This window comes from Bacteroidales bacterium, assembly GCA_041671145.1.
GTDB lineage: Bacteria > Bacteroidota > Bacteroidia > Bacteroidales > JAHJDW01 > JAQUPB01.
Window position 1 is genome coordinate 62,707 of sequence record JBAZBZ010000011.1, and the last position, 14,114, is coordinate 76,820.

The window sequence follows — 14,114 nt, forward strand, 5'->3', positions numbered from 1 at the left end:
GTAACAGTTGTTGAGTGAGTGCTTGAGTTGTAAAGTTAAATTGATATTAATTATATGAAATATCCATGCAAACAAAAATAGGTTGTACAAACCGTAAATGATTAAAAATTCAGTGCTGTTTTCAACGAAGAAAGGCATGGATATTCGCGACCAGAATGTGTTTCGGTTGTGGGAGGGAGCAACTAAGAAGGTTAATAAACAAAACATCAAATTAACAGCAGCAATTTCAATCACTTACAAAATTTAAACAGATGAAAAACACCATAGAACCTGACTTTTTAAAGAAACATTTTAATAAAATAGCTGTTGCGGTTACGTTCTCAAGCCGTCTGGAGCCAATAATTGCAGAATCGGGCAGATTAAAAAAGATTGCCGACAGCGAATATTATTTTATTCATGTAGGACATAAAACATCTGAAAAGGAACAAATACTTGATGAACTTTTTAAAAAATATGAATTTGAAAAGGCAAACATTATATGGGGTACTGGGAATAAAGTTAATGCAATACTTGATATTTGTGAAAGCATGAAAATCGAGCTTCTTATTGCCGGTGCATTATCAAGGGAAACAATGCTGCAATATTATATTGGTTCTGTAGCGAGGCAAATTATCAGAAAGTCATATTGCTCCGTTTTATTGCTCAGCGAACCTGCAATTTCACCACGTCCGTACAAAAGAATTGCAATAAATTTTTCAGAAGAAAGGGATAACGAAACTTTGGCTTTAATAGGAATTTCAATTGCTGTTTCTCATAAATCAGAAAAAGTTTTTCTGACAAAAGAAACAGATGCCAACCGTTTTAAATTGCTTCTTAATAAAGACCTTTCTGAAGCGGAACTTAAAGAAACCCAAAAAGAAATCATAAAAGAAGAAAATGAAGTTTTTGATAGTTTATTGAAAAAGATTGAAAAATTTGACGTAGGTGAATTGGATATTTCATCAAAACTACTTTATGGTAAACCGGGAAGTGAAATAAGAGATTTTGCTCTTGAAAACAGGGTGGATTTTCTTGTTATACATTCACCTTATAAAAAACTTAATCTGATTGACAGAATTTTTCAGCATGACTTGGAATATTTACTTGAAAACTTACCATCGGATATATTGATGGTTCATTCGTAAAACATGGCGAAACTCGAATATACCGAATTAATAACACTATTGCTTCAGCTAAGTTTGATGCTGATTGCTGCCAGAATATTCGGTGAATTTGCACGAAAATTACGTCAGCCGGTTATTGTCGGAGAAATTTTGGCAGGCGTTATTTTAGGTCCTTCTGTTCTCGGTACAATTTCACCACACTCATTCAATTCGATTTTTCCACATATTGGCGGAACCCCGCTTGCTTTAGATGGAATAATTTCTTTGTCTGTAATTTTACTTTTGTTTATTGCAGGACTTGAAATAGAACTTGACTTATTGTGGAAATATGGAAAATCAGCATTATCTATAAGTTTATTAGGCGTGATTATTCCTTTAACAGTTGGTTTTTTTGTTCCTTATTATTATCCCGGATTATTTTATATAACAGATGATAAACAAAAAATTATTTTCTGCTTGTTTTTCGGAACTTCACTTTCCATTACCGCCTTGCCTGTTATAGCAAAAATTCTGATTGATTTGAATTTGTTGAAATCAAAATTGGGAATTCCGATTATTTCATCTGCAATGATAGATGATGTTATTGGATGGCTTATTTTTTCAATTATATTGTCGCATTTTAAAACAACAGGAAAAGAAACAACTTATTTTTATACAATAATTCTTACAATTGGATTTGTTCTTCTTATGTTTATTGTCGGCAAAAGGATTCTTGACCATTTTTTGCCATGGATAAATAAACATCTTGCATGGCCCGGAGGTTTTCTTTCACTTTCGCTCGCACTTTGTTTTCTTTGTGCTGCTTTTACCGAATATATAGGTATTCACGCTGTATTCGGTGCTTTCGTGCTTGGCATAACTTTGCGAGATGTTTCAGCTCTTAACGAAAAAGCTAAAGAAATCGTTTATCAGTTTGTAAATAATGTTTTTGCTCCGCTGTTTTTCGTTTCAATAGGATTAAAAGTGAATTTTGTTACAAATTTTGATTTGCAATTGGTTTTAATCGTTATAGTTCTTGCATTTTTCGGAAAAATAATCGGCTGCGGACTTGGAGCATATTTAAGCAAACATAATTTAAGGGAATCTTTAGCCATAGGATTTGCAATGAATGCAAGAGGTGCAATGGAAATTATACTCGGACTTCTCGCATTGCAAAATAAACTTATAAAAGAAAGTATGTTTGTTGCTATTGTTGTAATGGCTCTGTTTACAAGTATTTTAGCAGGTCCGTTCATGAAACTATTTCTGAAAAAATCATCGGTATTAAAACCAATATCTCCGCAAAATCCAACACAACTCAAGCTGACAATCGAAGAAACTAAAGAATAAAGAGCATCTCTAAAAACTCGCCTCTCTTCGTTGGACTTCAAAATCCAAATCCTCATTAACACACAGTTAACTCCTGTTGGAATTTCTTGTCCGCCTCGATATCCGAGTTTTTAGAGATGCCCTAAAGTAACCGGTACTGGTATGTGGCATTCAGTAAAAAACTCTAAGCTCCTTGCTCTATGCCCTAATTCGTACTTAAATTTTTAACATCGAAGAAATTGCTTTTTCTTAGTTGTCGTATAGGATACCATGAGGTAAGTAGAGCAATTAAAAATACTGTTATAAAAACATATATAAAATCCTTTATGTGTAATTCTACGGGATAAGTATTTATAACAAATGTACCGGTTGCCTGAATTTTGATTAATCCGAATTTTTGCTGAATAATGCAGATTAAAGCACCAAGAGCAAGTCCGGCAATCGCTCCGAGCAAATTTATCATCAATCCTTCTATTAAAAATATTCTGCTTATTAATTTATTGCTTGCACCAAGCGATTTAAGAATCATCGCATCTTTTTTCTTTTCAAGTATGAGCATAGTCAGCGAGCCGATAATATTAAATGTGGCGATTATCAATATAAAACTTAAAATAAGAAACACTGCCCATTTTTCATTTTTCATGACTTTGTAAAGCAATTTATGCTGCTGGTAGCGATTTTCGACAATAAATCCGCTGCCAACTAATTTCTGAATTTCCTTTTGTACATTTTCCTTATCTGTATTTTTTGAAAGTCCAATTTCTATTGCAGTAATATCTTCTTTGTATTCGAGCAATCTGCGGGCAAACCGAAGCGGAACCAAAACATACTTTATGTCAAAGTCCTGCTGAATAGAAAAAACTCCTGTAGGAAGAATTGCCAGATTATTGAAAGCACTCATCTGGTTGTAAATATTTTTTGTTCGACGCGGAACATAAATACTCAGTGGTGTAGAAAAATCCTTTAAATTTAAAGAAAGAAAATATGCAATTCCCTGTCCTACAATAGCAAAGTTGTTGCTGTCAGATTCAAGTGTAAATGAACCGCCAACAATCATTGTATCGAGCTTGCTCATTTTCTTAAAATCACTTTCAACTCCTTTTATTGTGGCAATGTATTGTTTGTCGTGGTACTTCAAAAGTGCATTTTCTTCAAGTATATTTGTGTAAAAAATAACTCCATTAATTTTTTTAATCTTTTCAATCGGTATATTATGTGGATTAAATGTTTTACCGAGTTTTGCAGTAATTTTTATATCAGGGTCGAACGAATTGAAAAGTGAAATCACAACACTTTCGAAACCGTTGAAGACAGAAAGAACAATTATCAGAGCCATTGTTCCTACCATAACTCCGATAACTGAAATCAATGAAATAACATTTATTATATTGTGTGATTTCTTTGAAAAAATATATCGCTTCGCTATGAAAAATGAAAAATTCAAATTCAGAAGTTTAATTGTTATCAGGCAAAAGTAAGTAAAGTTTTCTTAATATATTTTTACAAGGAATGAATTTTAAAAGTTTGTGGTTTGTCGTTTGGTAATATGTATGAAATAAATTCCTATTTTTAAATAAAAAATTACTTGTTGTTATTTATTGCAATATTTCGGCAATTTTTTCTCAAGGCATACAGAGTTTTATTAGCTCTCAATAACATTTTTTAACTATAAACAACAAACATTTTAAACGACAAACGTATTATAAAAGTGAGAAGTTAATAATGGTTAAAATATATTTAATTATATTTGTTTGTTAAAATTATATTTTATGAAAATAGGCATATACGGGAAAAATTTAAATGAGAAGTGCAGAAATAATGCTGTTAAACTCATTGAAAAACTTGAAAAACATAAATTCGGGTTGTTTGTTTATGAGCCGTTTTATAACTTACTTTTAAAAAAAAATAAAATAAAATTTTCTTCGAAAATAATTCCTTTTAATTCACATTTGGAAATAAAAAATAAAATTGATTTTCTTTTCGGCATAGGTGGTGACGGAACTATACTAAATACCATAAATCTTGTTTATAATTCAGGAATTCCGATAATGGGAATTAATACCGGAAGATTGGGTTTTTTATCAAGTACATCCGTCGAAGATTGCGACAAAGCAATTCAGTGCCTCATTGATAAAGATTATTATCTTGATAAAAGAACACTTTTAAAACTTGAAACAGAAAATAATTTATTTAGAAATGAAAATTACGCTTTGAATGATGTTACAATTCAGAAAAAAGATATTTCGTCAATGGTAAATATTCACGCATATATAAATGGTGAATTTCTGAATTCGTACTGGGCTGACGGCTTATTGGTTTCAACTCCCACCGGCTCCACAGCGTACTCGCTAAGTTGCGGAGGACCGATTGTAGTGCCTGAATCAAAAAATTTTGTAATCAATCCTATTGCACCACATAACCTTAATGTGCGTCCCATAATAATTCCCGATGATAAAACAATAACTTTGAAAATTGAGGGAAAAAGTAAAAGTTTTTTAATTTGTCTCGATTCACGCGTTGAAACAATTGATTCAAAAATCGAATTAAAAATTACAAAAGCTAACTTTTGCATAAACCTTGTCAGATTAAAGAATCAGAATTTTTTTTCTACAATCCGTAATAAACTCATGTGGGGAATGGATAAAAGAAATTAATTAATTTTGTTACATCAAGAAAAATAGTTTTGTTAATTTTTTTTATTTTTAATACTTAAAAATGATTTTATGCTTAAACAAACTGTTTTTATCATCACGCTTATAGCTACAATTGCTGCTTTCACTTATTCTGTTTCAAAAATCATTGCTTTGCTTAATATTACAAAAAAAGCTTATCCGATAAAAGATATATGGAAGAGAATAATAATGACAATAAACGTTGCTTTTTCCCAGAGCAAAATATTCAGACGTCCGGTGATAGGTTTTTTACATGCCTTGGTATTCTGGGGATTTCTGGTGATTTGTGTGGGAAGCAGCGAAATTATTTTTGATGGTGTTACCGGAAGTGAAAAGGTTTTTTCTTCTTGGGGCATAATATATGATATCATCACGACATCGGGAGATATTTTCGGTTTGCTGGTTTTAATTTCAATTATTGTTTTTCTTGTCCGTCGCGTATTCATGCACATCAAGAGATTTTATGGCATTGAAATGAAAAAGAAATTTCACACCGATGCCAATATAGCATTGTCAATAATTTTGTTGCTTATGATTTCATTGCTAAGCATGAATTCCTCATATATCACTTTTACTCCGTCTTATGATGTTGTTGGAACATACCCTGTAAGCAGATTTATTGCACCTTATTTTCATGGTATGGATTTCAGTGTTATTTATGTGATTAATCAGGTAAGCTGGTGGACGCATATTTTACTAGTTTTCTTTTTTGCAAATTATCTTCCTTACTCAAAACATTTTCATGTTTTCATGTCAATACCGAATGTTTTTGTCAGCAGATTAGAGCCGCTTGGAAAATTACCGAATATGGAAAATGTTACAAAAGAAGTTAAATTAATGCTTGATACCTCAACTGCTTATTCAGCAACTGCTGAAGCAGGAGCAGAGCTATCGCGTTTTGGTGTTAAGGATGTTGAAGACGGAACATGGAAAAATTTTGCCGATTCGCTTTCATGCACGCAATGCGGAAGATGCACATCTGTTTGTCCGGCAAATATTACAGGAAAAAAACTTTCACCGCGAAAAATATTAATGGACTTCAGAGCAAGGATGAAAGAAAAAGGAAAATTTTTATTGAAAGATAAAAAGTACACAGACAACAAATCTTTGCTTAGAGATTTTATAAGCGAAGAAGAAATATGGGCTTGTACAACCTGCAATGCGTGTGCAAAGGAATGTCCAGTAAACATAAATCATCCTACATTAATTGTTGATTTGCGAAGATATCTTGTAATGGAAGAAGCCAAAGCACCAAGCGGATTGAATGCAATTTTTGCAAATATTGAAAACAATGGAGCACCTTGGCAATTTTCACCGCAGGACAGGTTGTTGTGGGCAAATGATTTGTGTATGAATAAGAAATAGTTTATGGCTTTTAGTTAGCGGCTGCAAGAAAACGCCAACTACTGCGTTATTCTCGTCTTGAAAAAAAGTCATTTACAAAAAGTAAACTCCATATTTTCAAAACATCGAAAGCCTTGTATTTGGCGTTTTCTTATCACCAACTTAAAATTTTAATAGTTTTCTTACAAACACTGGTTAAAGGTTTTGCCAGCAAACGCTTTATCTCTATAAAATCCTAAGCCAAACATAGTAATATCGTCACAATAAATGTATAATATGCCATAAAGTCGTTTGAATAAATGTACTCATAATACAATTTGTCAAATAACTTTTGTATCTTTGTAAAAAAAATATTATGGAACGGTTTCAATTCGAGAAACTTATTAATTGGAAAAATTCCAATAATCGCAAACCCTTGATTATTCGGGGTGCCAGACAAGTTGGCAAAACATGGCTTATGAAGGAATTTGGGCAACGCGAATACAGTCAGATTGCTTACGTAAATTTTGAAAGTTCTAAATCTTTAAGAAATTTATTTATCAATGATTTTGATATTCAGCGAATAATTGTTGCCATTCAGATAGAAACCGGTGTGCAAATCAATCCAAAAAATACCCTTATTATTTTCGATGAGATTCAGGAATGTGAGGGAGCCATTACATCATTAAAATACTTTTTCGAAAATGCACCACAATACCACGTCATTGAAGCGGGTTCATTGTTGGGAGTGGCATCACATCAGCATACTTCATTTCCAGTGGGCAAAGTTGGTTTTTTAGACCTTTACCCATTGAGCTTTGGTGAGTTTTTGCTGGCACTCAATAAAAAATCTTTATATGAACTTTTATTGAAACGCGATTGGTTGTTGATTACAAGTTTCAAACCGAAATACATTGAACTTTTGCGTCAATACTATTTTATTGGAGGAATGCCCGAAGCCGTAAATTCTTTTTCAACTGAAAATGATTTTAAAAAAGTGCGGGACATACAAATAAATATTTTAAGTGCCTATGAACAAGATTTCTCAAAACATGCACCAAATGAAATTGTTCCAAGAATTAGAATGATATGGCAATCCATACCCTCGCAATTGGCAAAAGAGAATAGAAAGTTCATTTATGGTTTACTCAAACATGGTGCAAGAGCAAGAGATTACGAAGTGGCAATGGCATGGCTCATAAATTCGGGCTTGATATACAAAGTGAACAGGGCTTCAAAACCCGCATTGCCTTTGGCTGCATACATGGATAGTTCTGCATTTAAAATCTATCTTGTGGATGTAGGATTACTCGGTGCCATGGGCAATATAGACATTAAAACAATTATTGATGGAAATTATATTTTTCGGGAATTTAAAGGTGCAATGACCGAGCAATATGTGTTGCAACAATTAAAATATTGTGAAAAGCTATCAATTTATTATTGGTCAACAGAGAAATCGACAGCTGAAATTGATTTTCTGGTTCAGTTTGCCGATAAAGTAATTCCTATAGAAGTAAAGGCAGAAGAAAATTTACAGGCAAAAAGTTTAAAATCGTTTCAGAAACAATATAAACCATCACTATCAATCAGAACATCCATGTCGGATTATCGAACAGATGATTGGTTAACAAATCTACCACTTTATGCAGTTGAGAATTATTGGAAATAATAAAAATTTCTGACAAGGTGTATTCGTGAAAATAAACGACATCCACCAAAGACGGTGGGTTTTGTATTAAACTAAAAAATTCTGCTCTCTGTGAAAATAAAATTAAAAATGTTTATATTAGCAGTCATAAAACAATTATTGAATAAGGCAAACTCCAGAGCGGAATGTATTTTTACTACATTGCGTAATTAATGAAGTATTAGGAACAGGAACTTTGATTGCTCAATAAATAATAAAATATAAACAATAGTAGTTATGGAATCGGAAAAAATAAAAATCGAAATTCCTGTAATGGCTGGTATGGCTGCAAAAGGCATTAAGCCCGAATATTTATTCTGGGTCGGTTGTGCCGGTGCTTTCGATGACAGATACAAAAAAGTAGCAAAAGCATTTGCAAAAATATTAAGTCATCTTGAAATAAGTTATGCTGTTTTGGGAGTTGAGGAATCGTGCACCGGAGACCCTGCACGCAGAGCAGGAAATGAAATGCTTTTTCAAATGCAGGCACTTTCAAATATTGAAATATTAAAAAAATATGATATTAAAAAAATTCTTACGATTTGTCCTCATTGTTATAATATTTTTAAAAATGAATATCCTGACCTTGGCGGTTGTTATGAAGTAATTCATTACACGCAATTTTTTAATAAATTAATAAATGAAGGGAAACTAAAAATTAATTCTAAAAAATTTGCTGATAAAAAAATTACATTTCATGACCCATGCTATCTGGGCAGATTGAACGATGAATATAAAGCACCGCGAAAAGTGTTAAATAAAATTTCATCGAAAAATGTTGAGATGAAAAGAAATAAAAGTTTTGCTTTATGTTGCGGAGCCGGCGGTTCGCAAATGTTTAAAGAAGCAGAAAAAGGCGATAAGGAAATTTTTATTCAACGAATAGAAGAAGCACTTGAAACAAAAGCCGATATAATTGCAACTGCCTGTCCTTTCTGCATGACAATGCTTACCGATGGGCTAAAATATAAAAATAAAGAAGAAGAAATTTTTAATTATGACATCATTGAACTCGTCGCTCAGGCATTGGAATTGTAGTAGAAGGGTGTTATTAAAAGTAACCGCAAAGAAAGTTTTTAGAGATGCTCTTTAAAATATAAGATAGCCAATACCAATGTAAGCATTAAATGCATATAGCCATAGCAAGCGATTGTTCGATAATCGCCTGATATAGTTATCTTCATTATATGAATCAATTGAATCAAAAATGGAAGGAGTTAAATTGTTTTTACCAAAAACCCATCCGAATTGTACTCCTCTATTAATAATAAAATGATTAAAAATTACATTTTGTTTTCCGAAAGTAATTCCTATAGCTAAACTATTATATGGACTCATGTTTTTTATGTGTGGGCTTTGTGTGGTTCCATTGTAATTGCTTATATTTGAGAATAGTTCATTTTCATTATATTTAACATTGTACGTTATATACAATAACTCAAATTTTACATAAGAACCAACAGGTGCTATATAATTCCGGCTAAACTTTTTAAATGTTAACCCAAAACATTTGGTATTTATTTGTCCGGCATAATTGTCATTACTAAAGGTTCCTATTTCAAAACCCGAGTTATTTTGTGAAAAGTAATTATATTGAAGCGTTTTATTAAATAAAAACTCTGTGTTAATTATGTTACAAGAGAAACCTAATGAAGTTTTTCTGCTTACAACATAATCAATGCAAAAAGAATGTCTGAGATTAATATCACGGGGTAATTCGATTTTACCTGATGGGTCATTTATAGGTCTATATAGTGAAAGCATTGCATAAACATCATAGTATATTGATGTTTTCATTCCCTGATATCCGGGAGACTGGGCACTGGAATTTATGTAATAATAAAAAACAAACAATAAAATAATAAAATATTGTTTCATTTCTTTGAATTTTTTATTTGATGAAATGTGTCGTATAATAATGAATTTTTTAAATCGTTAAAATCGTTTGATTTAAAGGCAGAAAATTCAACAAATACATTTTCTCCTGTTTCAAGATTATAAAGGAGATTAAAGAAAAATGTTTTATTTTCAGGCTTTAAAAGATATGGTATTGAAAACAAAGTAGTATAAAAGCAAAAAAGTCCGGCTACAGCCCAGCCAACTTTATCTTTTTTCATTCTGATTTTCTCAAAACCAATTAAACATGCATATTTTGTTTGGTATTTTGAAGTTATATTATTAATGTATTTTGTTTCAAAAGGAATTATTCCATTAACTTCATTCTTGGTATTTTTAAGTTGCTCGGAAAACCATTCTTTAAGCTGCGACATATTATTATATTTATCAATATCACTTTCCAAAAAACTTTTTGAATCTAAAATATTTAAACCGAGCTCAGCTATTTCTGCATTTTTTTTAATTCTGTCATTTAAATCAATTTGGTTTAATTCAGAATCAATATATCTTATCTGGTCTTTTTTTCTTTCATCTTGCTTTTCATAAGATGGTTCAACAATTAAAATTTTATCAATACCGAGTGATTTTCCACAATTTTTTTCATGTCTTCTTTGTTTTTTTTCTGCTTTTCTTTGTTCCTTGTTTTTTGCAATACTTTCTTCATTATAATCTTCGTCTCCTTTGCTTTTTGTATCAATACCTTTCTGCTTCTCATTAAATTTATCGACAAAATTTTTGTCTTTCAATAAATCAACAAAAGCAAAACTTATAAAGTTATCATCATTTTTTACTTCTTCGTTTTTTGTTTTTCTTTTGATTTTTTCATATTTCGATAACTTTGTTGTATCAGTATTTTTATCATTGTTTTCGTTTTTTTGTTTTACCTCTTCCTTTGTTGATGTTGAAAAATCCGACAAATACATTTTGCAGTTTTTCGTAAGTAAGTTAAACAAATCATCACAAATCTTTTCCTGATATTTATCATTGGGATTTTTTTGTAATAACTTCCAGTTATAATGAAGGGCAATAGAACTAATTTCTTTCTTATTAAGAGTGTTAAGAAAATAAAATATTTGCTGGGATTCTCCTTCAATTTTTTTATATCCTTCGAGAACAGAGCCAACGGAATAGTTTACTTTATAAATTGCCAATGCATATAACCCATATCCGATTATTGATTCCAAATATTTGTTTTCAGGAAATTCTTTTAATAGAATATAACTGTTATATATAGCATTTGCATAATCTTTTGAAATAATGAATTGCCTTAATACTTCAAACCGGGCAAGATTTCTTATTCTTAAAAAGTCCTCTTTAGGTAATATAAAGTCACTTTTACCTTCAGTACTTTCATTTGCAGTTAATAACTTTGTTGCTTCTCTTCGTTTTCTTATATTAGGATGTGTGCTTTTAGAATCATCATAATTATCTCCCGTTTTAATAGGCTCAACTTCTTTTAAAAAATATTTTTCGGGAAATTTCATGTACTCGGTTTCAAAAAATGATTTTTCAAATGGCAATTCATCAAAAGGTAAATATGAATATTGCATTACATCAAATGACTTGTCTACTGCGGAAATGCTATATTTCGAATGAAGATAAAAACTTTTCAATCCTTCTATGTCGGCTTCACTTTCATTTTCTCTCGACCTGTAACTGCTTGCTAAATATTTATCATCAATAGATAAACCTTTATATTTTTTATTATCATTACTATATATTTCCTGATTTTCAAGAAAAATTTCAATGTTATGTTTTTTTACATAATGTATTATTTCATGAGCAAGTATATAAGCTAATTCAGCTTCATTTTCTAATTGAGCAATTAAACCAAGATTAACAAAAATAATTCCTTTGTCTGTCGAAAAGGCATTCACATATTGCGTTTTTGTAACATAAAAATGCAATTCCTTTCTTAATTGCGGATTGTCTTTTAAAAGGTTATCAGCTACTTTATTCACATAGTTACTAACTTCTTCGTTGAATAAAACTTTTCCGCTTAGTAAAATCTCATCTATTGTGAAATTACTCAATAAAATAAATCTTTCTTTTTGCTTTCGGGTTTTATGTTTGTCGGTTTTATCAATTTGTTCTTTTTCCTTTTCGACTTTAATTGTAGAAAGTGTTCTGAAGTCATCCGGTATATTCCCCGATGATTTCAAAGGAACAAAGTCGCTTAAGTTATTATTTTGAGCAAAAAGAATTCTTGCTGTTAACATTAAAAATAAAAAATATTTAATTTTTATTTTCATACCTTTTATAATGAAAAGAGGTTATATTATTAGAAAAACCAAACAAGTATTATAACTTCATTTGCAATTTTCCAAAATTTATTTATTCGTAAATTATTTTATTGAAATAGAAAACTGTTCTTTTCTTATCTTTGCCTTTTAATTCTTTGTTCTTAATTCTTTCAAAACCATAAGCAATAAAATAATTGTCGTACCAAAAATCCATATCGCTTGAAAGATTTAATTTGACTTTGTCGTTGGAATAATTTGTTTCGATTTTCGTACTTTGTTTATTGTCAATTACAGTTTTTCCGCTTATTGTTTTTGAATGTATGGCTCCACCATTGCTGTAAACTAAATTTATATTATTTCCATCAATCAATACTTTTACTCTCTTTTTTAAATTAAAAGTTAAAATATCTTCTATTTCAAAACAATTATCCCATAAAAGTTCCCCGTCTTTATCAAATCCAACTATAAAAGCATGAGTATATCTATACCCGTCAAAAACCTGATAACAATGTGTTGTTGAGCCTCCGTTAGCAGTATAAGTGGTATAACATTCTGTGTGATACTGTGGATAATATGCTTCTGCAATCATAATATACTCATCATCTTTTTTAATAATGTCATGAATAAGAAGTCTGTAATTATATGTTACTGTGTTTCCTTTTTCTTTTGCTTTCTTTGCTTTTTTTAACACCTTTGCTTTCTGCCGTTCACTCAGATAATCGAAGAACTTACTGAATTTACTGAAATCGTAAAATTTAATATAATCTTGATTGCTGTTTTTGAAACCTGATATATATATGCCGTTTGATAGGTTTGATACATAATTATTTTTCTTGCTTTTTTTGTTTTTTGTACTACAGTATGTGCCAATAATTAATTTTTCATTTTTATCTACACTTAATAATTTGCCGTCAATAATAGAATTATCAATACCCGGGTTAATTTTAAATGAATTAGCCAAATTATTACCTTTGTATTCATTAACAATTACATTATTTACTCCTTTTACAGGATTGTTAAAAATGAAAGCATCTGTATTATCTGTAACGTCATCAACCTGAAGACCTAAAAGTATTCCGTTTCCTGCCAAAGTAATATTGTTATTTTCAATGCTTTTTGTTTTTAAATTATAAGTATAAATTATGGGAATTTTTTTATAATTAAATATTCCAAATAAATAAGGAATACCCAAGCCGATATAACATAGAGTAGTTCGTCCACAGGTCTGACTTCTTGTCAATGCAAAATTTCCTCCGAGATATGCTATATCTCCATTTACTTTAAAATCAAGTCTTGAGAAATTTTTATTGTCTATTATAAAATCATATTTCGTAACGCTTTCATTTTTTATATCATATTTAATAATGTTGTAAGAACCCTTACGTTCATCAGAAAACAGCATATATATATTATCTTCTGATATTTCGTATGTTTTATAAATATTGTCGTCTATCAGGTCAATTGATTTTTCGTTGACTTCTTTAAATTCATTATCATACTTTGTGAATACCCATTTGGTCATGCCTTTTTCTTGTTTGCTGTCGTTTTCATTAAATAAAAGCACACCTTCTTTTCCAATAGGAATAACCTTATAATCAGCATCGTATTTTGCCGGAATTTCCACCCGTAAAGGTTTTTGCGCAAATATTTTAAAATTAAATGCTATTAACCCCAAGCATAAAAACAGTAAAGCAAATTTGATTTTCATAAACTATAATTTTTTAAGTTAATATTAATTTTCGGCAAATTTATTAATATTATTTGTAAAAAAAATACTCTGTAAAATAACTTTAAGGTTAAAAATCTGTTGCTTATAAATTAAGCAATACAAGAATATTTGCTTATTGTATTTCATTCAGCAATATTTTTTTTACCTTGT

At 30.5% G+C, this 14,114-nt stretch carries 10 protein-coding genes; 6 read left to right on the plus strand and 4 right to left on the minus strand.

Translation table 11 applies throughout. The features are described from left to right. Positions 1–251: 251 nt before the first annotated feature. Both WC223_05890 and WC223_05895 read left to right on the plus strand, forming a co-directional pair. Positions 252–1,124 carry a universal stress protein gene (locus tag WC223_05890; GenBank protein MFA6923770.1) on the plus strand — a complete coding sequence of 291 codons (873 nt, stop codon included), beginning with the start codon at positions 252–254 and terminating at the stop codon, positions 1,122–1,124. A gap of 3 nt (positions 1,125–1,127) precedes the next feature. After that, a complete protein-coding gene (locus tag WC223_05895) occupies positions 1,128–2,432 on the plus strand; it encodes a cation:proton antiporter (GenBank protein ID MFA6923771.1) in 1,305 nt (434 codons plus the stop codon). A 184-nt stretch (positions 2,433–2,616) separates the two neighbouring features. On the opposite strand, the gene WC223_05900 is transcribed toward WC223_05895, so the two are convergent. Next, positions 2,617–3,855, minus strand: coding sequence for an FtsX-like permease family protein (locus tag WC223_05900; protein ID MFA6923772.1), 1,239 nt, complete (start codon positions 3,853–3,855; stop codon positions 2,617–2,619). 325 nt (positions 3,856–4,180) lie between these two features. On the opposite strand from WC223_05900, the gene WC223_05905 reads away from it, so the two are divergent. The 4 genes from WC223_05905 to WC223_05920 all read left to right on the plus strand — a co-directional run bounded on the left by WC223_05905 (position 4,181) and on the right by WC223_05920 (position 9,134). Beyond that, entirely contained in the window at positions 4,181–5,065 is an 885-nt protein-coding gene (locus WC223_05905; GenBank protein ID MFA6923773.1) for an NAD kinase, read from the plus strand. A 69-nt stretch (positions 5,066–5,134) separates the two neighbouring features. Next, positions 5,135–6,448: a (Fe-S)-binding protein gene (locus WC223_05910; protein MFA6923774.1), complete on the plus strand. Its 1,314-nt coding sequence runs from the start codon at positions 5,135–5,137 to the stop codon at positions 6,446–6,448. 334 nt (positions 6,449–6,782) lie between these two features. Beyond that, entirely contained in the window at positions 6,783–8,078 is a 1,296-nt protein-coding gene (locus WC223_05915; protein MFA6923775.1) for an ATP-binding protein, read from the plus strand. A 255-nt stretch (positions 8,079–8,333) separates the two neighbouring features. Then, positions 8,334–9,134: a (Fe-S)-binding protein gene (locus tag WC223_05920; GenBank protein ID MFA6923776.1), complete on the plus strand. Its 801-nt coding sequence runs from the start codon at positions 8,334–8,336 to the stop codon at positions 9,132–9,134. Positions 9,135–9,185: 51 nt separating this feature from the next. Here WC223_05920 and WC223_05925 read toward each other — a convergent pair whose 3' ends face one another. The 3 genes from WC223_05925 to WC223_05935 all read right to left on the minus strand — a co-directional run bounded on the left by WC223_05925 (position 9,186) and on the right by WC223_05935 (position 13,943). Beyond that, on the minus strand, positions 9,186–9,974 hold the full coding sequence (locus WC223_05925; protein ID MFA6923777.1) for a hypothetical protein: 789 nt from the start codon (positions 9,972–9,974) through the stop codon (positions 9,186–9,188). Beyond that, positions 9,971–12,244: a M48 family metallopeptidase gene (locus WC223_05930; protein MFA6923778.1), complete on the minus strand. Its 2,274-nt coding sequence runs from the start codon at positions 12,242–12,244 to the stop codon at positions 9,971–9,973. Before WC223_05930 ends, WC223_05925 begins: the two co-directional genes overlap by 4 nt. Before the next feature lie 82 nt (positions 12,245–12,326). Next, entirely contained in the window at positions 12,327–13,943 is a 1,617-nt protein-coding gene (locus WC223_05935; GenBank protein ID MFA6923779.1) for a hypothetical protein, read from the minus strand. Positions 13,944–14,114 lie beyond the last annotated feature (171 nt).